10 protein-coding genes are annotated in these 10,425 nt (G+C 67.7%); 7 read left to right on the forward strand and 3 right to left on the reverse strand.

Going from position 1 to position 10,425, the window contains the following annotated elements; genetic code table 11:
• Window positions 1-2: 2 nt before the first annotated feature.
• Window positions 3-1,061, reverse strand: a complete 1,059-nt coding sequence (gene idsA2 / locus BST40_RS17270; RefSeq protein WP_075548791.1) for a bifunctional (2E,6E)-farnesyl/geranyl diphosphate synthase — start codon at window positions 1,059-1,061, stop codon at window positions 3-5.
• Window positions 1,062-1,358: 297 nt separating this feature from the next.
• Between idsA2 and BST40_RS17275 the strand changes: the two genes are divergently transcribed.
• A complete protein-coding gene (locus BST40_RS17275) occupies window positions 1,359-2,255 on the forward strand; it encodes a mycobacterial-type methylenetetrahydrofolate reductase (protein ID WP_075548792.1) in 897 nt (298 codons plus the stop codon).
• Between the two features lie 48 nt (window positions 2,256-2,303).
• On the opposite strand, the gene lppM is transcribed toward BST40_RS17275, so the two are convergent.
• Window positions 2,304-2,990 (reverse strand): lipoprotein LppM, encoded by a 687-nt coding sequence (gene lppM, locus BST40_RS17280; RefSeq protein ID WP_089025192.1) that lies wholly within the window; start codon window positions 2,988-2,990, stop codon window positions 2,304-2,306.
• Between the two features lie 97 nt (window positions 2,991-3,087).
• Complete coding sequence (locus BST40_RS17285) at window positions 3,088-3,726, reverse strand: GNAT family N-acetyltransferase (RefSeq protein WP_075548793.1); 639 nt, start codon at window positions 3,724-3,726, stop codon at window positions 3,088-3,090.
• 317 nt (window positions 3,727-4,043) lie between these two features.
• Between BST40_RS17285 and BST40_RS17290 the strand changes: the two genes are divergently transcribed.
• The 6 genes from BST40_RS17290 to BST40_RS33640 all read left to right on the forward strand — a co-directional run.
• Window positions 4,044-4,448, forward strand: coding sequence for a DUF3040 domain-containing protein (locus BST40_RS17290; protein ID WP_075548794.1), 405 nt, complete (start codon window positions 4,044-4,046; stop codon window positions 4,446-4,448).
• Between the two features lie 373 nt (window positions 4,449-4,821).
• On the forward strand, window positions 4,822-5,253 hold the full coding sequence (gene mraZ / locus BST40_RS17295) for a division/cell wall cluster transcriptional repressor MraZ (RefSeq protein WP_075548795.1): 432 nt from the start codon (window positions 4,822-4,824) through the stop codon (window positions 5,251-5,253).
• A 1-nt stretch (window position 5,254) separates the two neighbouring features.
• A complete protein-coding gene (rsmH, locus tag BST40_RS17300) occupies window positions 5,255-6,433 on the forward strand; it encodes a 16S rRNA (cytosine(1402)-N(4))-methyltransferase RsmH (protein ID WP_089025193.1) in 1,179 nt (392 codons plus the stop codon).
• Window positions 6,430-7,719 carry a cell division protein FtsL gene (gene ftsL, locus BST40_RS17305; RefSeq protein ID WP_083154914.1) on the forward strand — a complete coding sequence of 430 codons (1,290 nt, stop codon included), beginning with the start codon at window positions 6,430-6,432 and terminating at the stop codon, window positions 7,717-7,719. The genes rsmH and ftsL overlap by 4 nt, the downstream gene beginning before the upstream one ends.
• Before the next feature lie 149 nt (window positions 7,720-7,868).
• A complete protein-coding gene (locus tag BST40_RS17310; protein WP_240316660.1) occupies window positions 7,869-9,785 on the forward strand; it encodes a peptidoglycan D,D-transpeptidase FtsI family protein in 1,917 nt (638 codons plus the stop codon).
• Window positions 9,786-9,868: 83 nt separating this feature from the next.
• The coding region (locus BST40_RS33640; protein WP_142276750.1) for a PE family protein at window positions 9,869-10,425 on the forward strand (557 nt) is incomplete at its 3' end.

Raw genomic sequence — 10,425 nt, forward strand, 5'->3', positions numbered from 1 at the left:
GTTCAGGCCGACCGGTCCGTGGCCGTCCGGGCCAACTGCGACAATCCGGCCTTGGCTTGTGCGTTGATGGGTGCGGACGCGAGTGTCGCCAGCGCCCGTTGGGTGAGCTCGGTGATCCGATTCTCGGCCGCTGCCAAAGCGCCGACCCCCGCGATGACCTCACGCAGCTCGCGCACCTGCACGTCGGTCAGCTCGGTGCCGATCGAGTTACGCAACAGGCTGGCCGCCCGCGGGTCGGACTTCTCCGCGAGCTCGGCGGCCTCGGCTATCAGCACTGTGCGCTTTCCGGACCGCAGGTCGTCGCCGGACGGCTTGCCGGTGACCGCGGGGTCTCCGAACACTCCGAGCAGGTCGTCGCGCAGCTGAAACGCCACCCCGAGGTCCGTCCCGAACTGATGAAACGCGGCAGCGACGTCGGGTCTGTCGGCAGCCGCGGCCACCCCCAGTTGCAGCGGCCGAGACACCGTGTAGCAGGCGGTTTTGAACGTGGCAACCGTCATCGCCGAGGCGATCGAGTTCGCGGCGCTGGCCTCGGCGACGATGTCGAGGTATTGCCCGCCCAGCACCTCGGTGCGGATGCCGGACCATACCCGCCGCACCCGGCGCGCAGCGTCGGGCGGCAGGCTGGTCTGGCCCACCTCGGAGACGATGTCGTCGGCCCAGGCCTGTGCCACGTCGCCGAGCAGTATCGCCGCCGAGGTGCCGAACTGGTGCGCCGGGCCGAGCCAGTTGCGCTCCCGGTGCAGCGCGGCGAAATGCACATGGGCCGTCGGCCGGCCTCGACGGGTCGAGGAGGCGTCGATCACGTCATCGTGTATCAGGGCCCAGGCGTGCAACAGTTCCAAGGCGGAAAACAACCGCAGGATCTCGGGGCCGGGCTCCTCGGTTGTCACGGCGTGCCAGCCCCAGTATGCGAAGACCGGGCGTAGCCGTTTGCCCCCGCGCAGCGCAAAGTCTTCAAGCCAGGCCGTCAGGGCGTCGTAGTCGCTGCCGATATAGGCCGCCTCGCGTCGACGGTCGTGCAGATACCGTCGTAGCTGGTCGGTGATGGCGCCGCCCAAGTCGGTTGCCGATGCTTCGACGCTCAGCGCGGCGCCCCTTTCTGCTCGGCACGTTCCTGGCCCGACAGTGTATTCGGCCGCGGGGACATGGGCGGGTATTGCCTCCTTCGGGCGGCCGGATGCCTTCGGGCTGGACGCCGTCGCTTCGACTGATTCGCCAAGCCACCCCTATGCTGTCGTGATGGCCCCGTGATGAGGCCGGTGGGGGTGTGCGCGGCGTAGCGCGCTGTGAGCAGTAGTCGTCTGAGGAATCTGAGGATCTAAGGAATCTAAGGAATCTGAGAAAGAGGGTGCCGTGTGACGCTCAATACCATCGCGCTCGAGCTGGTACCTCCGAACGTGGACGGGGGCCACGAACGGGCCCTGGAAGATGCGCACAAATTGCTGCGGTACTCGGCCGAATCGGGCCTCGACGGCCGAATCCGCCACGTAATGATCCCGGGGATGATCGCCGAGGACGACGATCGGCCGGTCCCGATGCAGCCCAAGCTCGACGTCCTGGACTTCTGGTCGATCATCAGACCGGAGCTGCCGTCGATCAGCGGCCTGTGCACGCAGGTCACCGCCTTCATGGACGAGTCGTCGCTGCGTGGCAGGCTCGCCGAGCTGTGTGCCGCCGGGATGGAGGGCGTCGTGTTCGTCGGGGTGCCGCGCACGATGAACGACGGCGAGGGCTCCGGCGTCGCACCGACCGACGCGTTGTCGATCTACCGGGAGCTGGTGGCCAACCGTGGTGTGATCGTAATTCCCACCCGAGACGGCGAGCAGGGTCGGCTGAATTTCAAATGCAATCAGGGCGCGACCTATGGCATGACGCAGTTGTTGTATTCCGACGCGATCGTGGGTTTCCTGACCGAGTTCGCCGCGGCGGCCGACCACCGACCCGAGATCCTGCTGTCGTTCGGGTTTGTCCCCAAGGTCGAGGCTCGCGTCGGCTTGATCAACTGGTTGATCCAGGACCCCGGCAACGCGGCCGTGGCCGAGGAGCAGGAGTTCGTCCAGAAGCTGGCCGCCAGCGAACCCGCCCAGAAGCGCCGATTGATGGTTGAGCTCTATCAACGCGTGCTAGACGGTGTCGTGGACCTAGGCTTTCCGCTGAGCATCCATTTCGAGGCAACCTACGGCCTTTCCGCGCCGGCTTTCGAGACCTTCGCCGAGATGTTGGACTACTGGGCGCCCGACAAGCAGGGCTAACCACGGGCTAACCAGGACAAACCGATCCCGGTGAGCGACCCGATCCGGTTACTTCGGCGGCAGGTCGCCCGCGGCCGTGAGCCGTGGGGAGCGGTCCCGGCTGATCCAGGCCAGCAGCGCGACCACGCCCGCGGCCAGCAACGACCCGATGCCCAGCCAGATGCCGGCCGCGGTGAATGACCGGGTGTTGGGATCGGTATAGCGGGCCTGGGCATTCATGGTGCTCACCACGCCCGGTTTGAGCTTCCACTGCACCACTTCGGGCTCGATGCGGTCTCCATTGGTGGAGGTCACGGTTCCGGGAAAGGCGACGGTCAGCTCGACGTCGGCGTCGGCGTCGGTGACTGAGGTCAGATCTACCCGGCCTTCTAGAATCACCAGGTTGCCGTTGCGCCGCAGCGACAGGTTCACCCCGGCCGCGTCGGAGTTCATGTTGGCCAGCTGTGGCAACTCGGCGAACGTCAAATCGGAAAACACCGCCTGCGACCCCACGTAGCCGTCGCTGTCGTAGTTGGAGACAGCCACTTTCTGGCTGAATGCCAAGTTGTTGCTATCGAGTTGAGGGCCGGCATCTTTGTTGTTCTTCGGCTTTGCCGCGGCGATGATCTCGCCGGACACCAGGTCGTCGGGTGAGATGGTGATCGACGCTCGGACGCGCAGGCATCCGGTGGCCAGGGGCACCAGCATCAACAGCATCGCGATGGCCAGCATGCGGCGCCGTCGGGTCACGGTCACGTGAGATTTGCGGGCTGAGAGCGAGGGAGAGCTGGCGCGCACCAGGTCATCGTGCCAGACCCGGTGTGCCGCTTGGGCAAGCCGTCCGCAGTCGGGCCTACAGCGGTAGCGCGCGGCCCAGGACCGCGAAGGCGCGGGGGTCGCCGGCGAAGTAGTAGCCGCGGATGATGTCGGCGAAGCCCAGCCGCCGGTACAACCGCCACGCCCGGTTGGCCTCGCCATTGTTCTCCGGAGTGGACAGTAGGACGTGGTCTTCCTGCCGACCGGCGAGTAGCCGGCGGACCAGTGCCTCGCCGAGGCCATGGCCCTGGGCGCGCGGCTGGATATGCAATTCCGTCAACTCGAAATAGCTAGTCATCACCCGCGAGATCGCCTGCGGCGGAAAACCACTGCGCTGCAGCCCGAGGACGACTTGCTGCTGCCACCACTGCCCGGGGGCGCCGGGGTAGCCGTAGGCGACGCCCACCATCGGTGCGTTGTTCAGATCGCCGGCCGCCGCCGCCCGGGTGTCGGGATCGGCTCTCACGATTTCGGACGGATCGGTCCCGCCCGGGTCCGCTACGTCGACGGCGGCGACGGCCTTCCAGCCTGGCCGGCGGATGTGTTCCAGCCACATGGCGGCGCGCTGGTTCTCGGTGCCTCTGGGGTAGCGCATCGCGTCGACGTAGACGGTCAAGGCCTCCCTGAGGCGGCGCTCCATCTCGCTCGGGGCCAGATCGATAAGGAAAATCGTCAACTGCCCTCCTCACGGTGATCCGGTGCGGTGCCGTGCCTGCCTTAGCACCAGTATCGGACGACTGCCGTCGCGGTTGGCCGAGCGGTCGACATGCGCACCGGCAGGAAGCGATATGAAGCGATGCGGAGTTTGTGACCGGTTGCACCGCATCAGGTGTCGGGCGCATTCGTGTGCCGGGGTGCGGCCGGGATAGAATCGCCGGCGAATCAGTGGTACGGCTGGGATTGACCTCGTATCATCTGAGTTAGTTGCCCCCACAACGGGCATCCGCGTTGCTACCGGTAGTTACGTGACAGTCTGTCGGCAAGGAGGGACGAATGCCACTCTCCGATCATGAGCAGCGGATGCTTGAGCAGATCGAGAGCGCGCTCTACGCCGAAGACCCTAAGTTCGCGTCGAGTGTTCGTGGTGGGGGCTTCCGCGCACCCACGGCACGGCGGCGCTTGCAGGGTGCGGCGTTGTTCGTTATCGGCCTGGCGATGCTGGTTTCCGGGGTGGCGTTCAAGGCCACGATGATCGGCAGCTTCCCGATCCTCAGTGTCTTCGGTTTTGTGGTGATGTTCGGCGGCGTGGTGTATGCCGTCACCGGGCCGCGGTTGTCAGGGCGGCTGGACCACTCTCGGCCGGCGTCCGGGGGGTCGCGCCAGCGTCGCAGTAAAGGCGCCGGCGGCTCATTCACCAGCCGGATGGAGGATCGGTTCCGGCGCCGCTTCGACGAGTAGGCGAACGAACGTAGACCTTACGGGGCAGCCACCTGCTGCCCCGTTTTCGTGCGCACCCGATATCCCGCGCCGGCGCTCGCGGTTACGTCGGGGAATCCACACCGAAACCCAGTCGTGAGCTAGCGGCCTTCGCCATGCCCCACCACGCCCCACTTGGCGCCCAATTCCCCTCACTGGGCCGTCTGAAATGCGGTTTTAGCACGACCCGTGAGCTGGATGGCGAGATGCGGGGTGATCTAGAGGTGACCCGGCGCCGCAGATTCTTGGGGAAACATCGCGGCGACACCCCATCAATGGGGCAAAGTGGGGGATTGTGGGGTATGGTGGCTGAAGTGTTTGGGTGAGCGAGCGGCTCTAGGTGGGAGGTGGCCTAGTGTTTCTCGGCACCTACACGCCCAAACTCGACGACAAGGGGCGGCTGACGCTGCCGGCAAAGTTTCGCGACGCGTTGGCAGGGGGGTTGATGGTCACCAAAAGCCAAGATCACAGCCTCGCCGTCTACCCGAGAGCGGAGTTCGAGCAGCTGGCGCGCCGGGCGAGCAAGGCGCCGCGAAGCAACCCCGAAGCACGGGCGTTCCTGCGCAACCTTGCCGCCGGCACCGACGAGCAGCACCCCGACGGCCAGGGCCGGATCACGCTATCGGCCGACCATCGCCGCTACGCGGGTCTTTCCAAGGACTGCGTGGTGATCGGCGCGGTCGACTACCTCGAGATCTGGGACGCCCAAGCTTGGCACGACTACCAGCAACTCCATGAAGAGAACTTCTCCGCGGCCAGCGATGAAGCACTCGGCGACATCTTCTGAGGTGCGTGTCCGTGCACCGTGGTCTCTGCCCGAACCGACCCTGGCGTACTTCCCCGACGCCAGGTTCGCGACTTCGGACAGGGACCTCGGTGCAGGGACGCCACCGTGGCCAGACTGGTGGACAGGCCGGTATTGCCCCACCCGGGGAGGTGTCACGGTGGCTGATGGCCCAAGGGATTTCGGTCATGTACCCGTCCTGGCGCGCCGCTGTGTCGAGCTGCTCGCTCCGGCGCTGACCCGGCAGCACCCAGACGGCTCCGGGGCGATTCTGGTCGATGCGACCCTCGGCGCGGGCGGGCACGCGGAACGGTTTCTCCACGAGTTGCCGGGGCTGCGGCTCATCGGGCTGGATCGCGACCCGAGCGCCCTGGACATTGCCCGGGATCGGTTGGCGCCCTTCGCTGAGCGGATCACGCTGGTACACACCCGCTACGACGGCCTTGCGCCGGCACTGGCCGAGTTAGGTTATGGCACAGTCAAATCGGTCGACGGGGTGCTGTTCGATCTGGGCGTCTCGTCCATGCAGCTCGACCGTGCCGATCGCGGCTTCGCCTATGCCAAGGATGCTCCGCTGGACATGCGGATGGACCCGGCCACACCGCTGACCGCGGCCGACATCGTCAACACCTACGACGAGGCCGCGCTGGCCGATATCCTGCAGCGCTACGGTGAAGAGCGGTTTGCCCGCCGCATTGCCGGGCGGATCGTCCGGCAGCGCGCCCACACGCCGTTCACGTCGACCTCCGAGCTGGTTGCCGTTGTCTACCAGGCGATTCCGGCTGCGGCCCGGCGCACCGGCGGACATCCGGCCAAACGCACCTTCCAGGCGCTGCGCATCGCGGTCAACGAGGAGCTGGATTCGCTGCGCGGCGCGGTTCCCGCTGCGATGGCCGCACTCCGGGTTGGCGGACGCATCGTGGTGATGGCCTACCAGTCGCTGGAGGACCGGATCGTCAAGCGGGTGTTCGCCGACGCGGTCGTCTCCAGAACTCCGATCGGGCTTCCGGTCGAGCTTCCCGGCCACGGACCGCGGTTCCGGTCGCTGACCCACGGCGCCGAACGGGCGGATGCGGCCGAAATGGAACGCAACCCACGCAGCGCCGCGGTGCGGCTGCGGGCGTTGCAACGCATTGACCACGAGGCGGAACCGCAGCATGCGACCGGGAAGGGCGATTCATGACGGCGAAGCGCGAAGCTCGGGTGCCGGGGAGCCGCCGTGGTAGCGATCGTCGTGGTGGAGGCGATCGTTCCGCTGCCACCAACCGGCACACGGCGGCCGACTCGGCGTCGCGTCGCTCCCGAGCGGGTAAGTCCACGGCGCCGCACCGCGAGGCGCGGATGCCGAAGTCGGGACCGCAGACCAGTCCGATGCCCCGGCCCGTCGACCGTCCGGCCCGGCCCATGAACACCAGTCAGGCCAAAGCTCGGGCCAAGGCCCGAAAAGCCAAGGCGCCCAAGGTAGTACGACCTAAATTGAGCGAGCGGTTGGCCGTCCGGCTGGCATCGGTCGACCTGCGCCCCCAGACCTTGCTGAGCAAGGTCCCGTTTGTGGTCTTGGTGATCGGGTCGCTCGGTGTCGGGCTGGCCCTCACGTTGTGGCTGTCGACCGACGCCGCCGAGCGCTCGTATCAGCTAAGCCACGCTCGGGAGCGGACGCGGATCTTGCAGCAGCAAAAGGAGGCACTGGAGCGCGATGTTCGTGAGGCCGGGTCTGCGCCGGCGCTGGCAGAGGCGGCGCGCAAGCAGGGCATGATTCCGACGAGGGACACCGCCCACTTGGTTCAGGCGCCCGACGGCAATTGGGTGGTGGTGGGAACCCCCAAACCTGCTGACGGTGTTCCGCCGCCCCCGCTGAACACGAAACTGCCGGAAGAAGGTCCGCCGCCGCCTCCCAAACCGCCGGTGGTTCCCCCGGAGGTTCCGGTTCGGGTCCTGCCGGGTCCCGATGACTCGGCACCGCCTGCCCGGTCCGGTCCGCAGTTGCTGCCCCGCACTCCCGACGGCGCATCGACGCTGGGCGCCGACAGCAACCACCTGCCGGGCCAGCTGCCGGGAGTGCCGGGATCGGCTGCGGTACCGGGCCAGTCGCCGGGAGTGCCAGGATCGGTTGCGGTACCGGGCCAGGCGCCGGGCGTGCCGGGCCAGCTCCCGCCGCAGCTTCAGCCGCCGGCACCCGTCGGCTCGGCGCCCGCCGCCCCGCTGCAGCTGCCCGGTCAAGTACCAGCCCCGGTACCAGCCCCGGTACCAGCAGAAGTACCGATACCACTGCAATCGGGCACCGCGCCGCCGGTGCTTGGCGCACCGCCGGCTCCTGCGGCCCCCGTGACTCCGGCACCTCCAGCAGCGCCCGCGCCCCCGGTCAGCGTGCATGCAGCGCAGCCGGTTCCACCACCGGCGCCGTCCAACGGCGAACAGTTCGTCCCGGTGACTCCCACGGTGCCGGCGGCGCCCGGGGGGCCGCGGTGAGCCGCGGGGGGCGCATTCGCCCGACGCCAGCGGCGGGTGGTCCGCGAAAACGACGGCAGTCCCAGGACCCGCGGCAGCCGAAGCGGTCCAAGAAGCCGTCCAAGAAGCTCGGTGATCACCGGGTCAACGAGGCCCCAGCGCCCGAGCGGCTGCGGAAAGCCAAGGAAACCAAGAAAACCCGCGTCCCGGTGCGCGCCGAAACAGCCCCACCCGGCCGGCCGGCGGGGCAACGGCGGACCCGTCAGGCAGTGGAAGTGGCGACCCGCGGTGCGTCGTTCGTCTTCCGGCATCGGGCCGGCAACGCCGTGATTTTCGCGTTGATGTTGGTTGCTGCGACCCAGCTGTTCTACCTGCAGGTGTCCAATGCCGCGGACCTGCGCGCCCAGGCGGCCGGCCAGCTCAAGGTCACCGACGTCGAACCGGCGGTTCGCGGCGCCATCGTCGACCGGCACAACGACCGGCTGGCGTTCACCATCCAGGCGCGTGCGTTGACCTTCCAGCCCAAGAGGGTCCGCCAGCAGCTGGAGGAGGCCAAGAAGAAGTCCCCCGCGGCCCCGGACCCGCAGCAGCGGCTCAAGGACATTGCCAGGGAGATCGCGGGCAAGCTGAACAACAAGCCCGACGCCGCAACGCTGCTGAAGAAGCTGCAGAGCAACGATGCGTTCGTGTATCTGGCACGTGCCGTCGATCCCGCGATCGCCAGCGCCATCTCCGAGAAGTACCCCGAGGTGGGCTCCGAGCGGCAGGATCTGCGCCAGTACCCCGGCGGATCGCTGGCCGCCAACATCGTCGGCGGGATCGATTGGGATGGTCACGGTCTGCTGGGTCTGGAGGACTCCATGGATGCGGTGCTGGCCGGAACCGACGGCTCGGTCACCTACGACCGCGGTTCGGACGGCGTGGTCATCCCCGGCAGCTACCGCAATCGGCACAAGGCGGTTCACGGTTCCACCGTCCAACTCACCCTCGACAACGACATCCAGTTCTACGTGCAGCAGCAGGTGCAGCAGGCCAGGAACCTGTCCGGAGCCCACAACGTCTCGGCCGTGGTACTGGATGCCAAGACCGGCGAAGTGCTCGCCATGGCCAACGACAACACCTTCGACCCGTCCCAGGACATCGGGCGCCAGGGCGACAAGCAGTTGGGCAACCCGGCGGTGTCGTCACCCTTCGAACCGGGATCGGTGAACAAGGTGATCACCGCGTCGTCGGTCATCGAGTACGGGCTTTCCAACCCCGACGAGGTGCTGCAGGTACCGGGCACGATCGAGATGGGCGGGGTCAGCGTGCACGACGCCTGGGAGCACGGCGTGATGCCCTACACCACGACCGGCGTGTTCGGTAAGTCGTCGAATGTCGGCACGCTGATGCTGGCGCAACGGGTGGGCCCGGAGCGTTTCTACGACATGGTCCGCAAATTCGGACTGGGTCAGCGCACCGGTGTGGGGCTGCCCGGTGAGAGCGCCGGGCTGGTGCCGCCGATCGACCAGTGGTCGGGCAGCACCTTCTCGAATCTGCCTATTGGCCAAGGTCTTTCGATGACTCTGTTGCAGATGGCCGGCATGTATCAGGCCATCGCCAACGACGGGGTGCGGATACCTCCCCGGATCATCAAGGCGACCATCGCGGCCGACGGCACCCGTACCGAGGAGCCGCGTCCCGACGGCGTCCGGGTGGTGTCGACGCAGACGGCCCAGACCGTGCGCCAGATGTTGCGCGCCGTCGTTCAGCACGACCCGATGGGCTACCAGCAGGGCACCGGCCCGGCGGCGGCGGTGCCCGGTTACCAGATGGCCGGCAAGACCGGCACCGCACAGCAGATCAACCCCGCCTGCGGCTGCTACTTCGACAACGTCTACTGGATCACCTTCGCCGGGATGGCCACTGTCGACAATCCCCGTTACGTGATCGGGCTGATGATGGACAACCCGGAGCGCAACGCCGACGGCAGCCCGGGCCACTCGGCGGCCCCGCTGTTCCACAACATCGCCGGCTGGCTGATGCAACGCGAAAACGTGCCGCTGTCACCCGACCCGGGGCCGCCGCTGGTCTTGCAGGCCACCTGAGCCCAGCCGCGTCCGCCCAAAGCGCCCGACGGGGCGTACGGATCGCGATACGATCCGTTTGCTGACCCGTGGGGAGGTACCCGATGTCGTTGGTCGTCACGACCCCTTCGCAGCTGTCGGCCGCGGCCACGGAGTTGACGGGCATCGGGTCCACCATCACCGCGGCGAGTGCGGTTGCGGCGGCGCCCACGACGAACGTGTTGGCCGCTGCCGCCGACGAGATCTCCACCGCCCTTGCGGCCTTGTTCGGCGCTCATGGCGACGCTTTTCAGGCCCTCAGCGTGCGGGCGGCCCTCTTTCACGACCAGTTCGTGCTTGCCCTGAACGCGGCTGCCAGCTCGTATGCCGGTGTCGAGGCGATAGGCGCGGCAGCGCTGCAGTCGCCGATCGCGGGCCTGTTGGATGTGGTCAACGCTCCCACCCTGGCTCTGTGGGGTCGGCCGTTGATCGGTGACGGGGCGAACGGGGCTTCGGGACGGGACGGGGGCGCCGGCGGTTTGCTGTTGGGCAACGGCGGCGACGGCGGCCCGGGGAACGGCAGTCATCCCGCCGGTGGCAACGGCGGTGCCGCTGGGCTGATCGGCAACGGCGGAGCAGGCGGCGTGGGCGCCAACACCGGGGCCGGCGGCCGGGGCGGCGA

This window comes from Mycobacterium persicum (assembly GCF_002086675.1).
In the GTDB taxonomy this organism is placed as follows: Bacteria; Actinomycetota; Actinomycetes; order Mycobacteriales; family Mycobacteriaceae; genus Mycobacterium; species Mycobacterium persicum.

What these genes read in the sequence shown, in the direction of transcription:
- BST40_RS17290 (WP_075548794.1), top strand. Translation starts at nt 4,044, where the DNA reads ATGCCACTCTCCGATCATGAGCAGCGGATGCTTGAGCAGATCGAGAGC.
- ftsL (WP_083154914.1), top strand. Translation starts at nt 6,430, where the DNA reads ATGACGGCGAAGCGCGAAGCTCGGGTGCCGGGGAGCCGCCGTGGTAGC.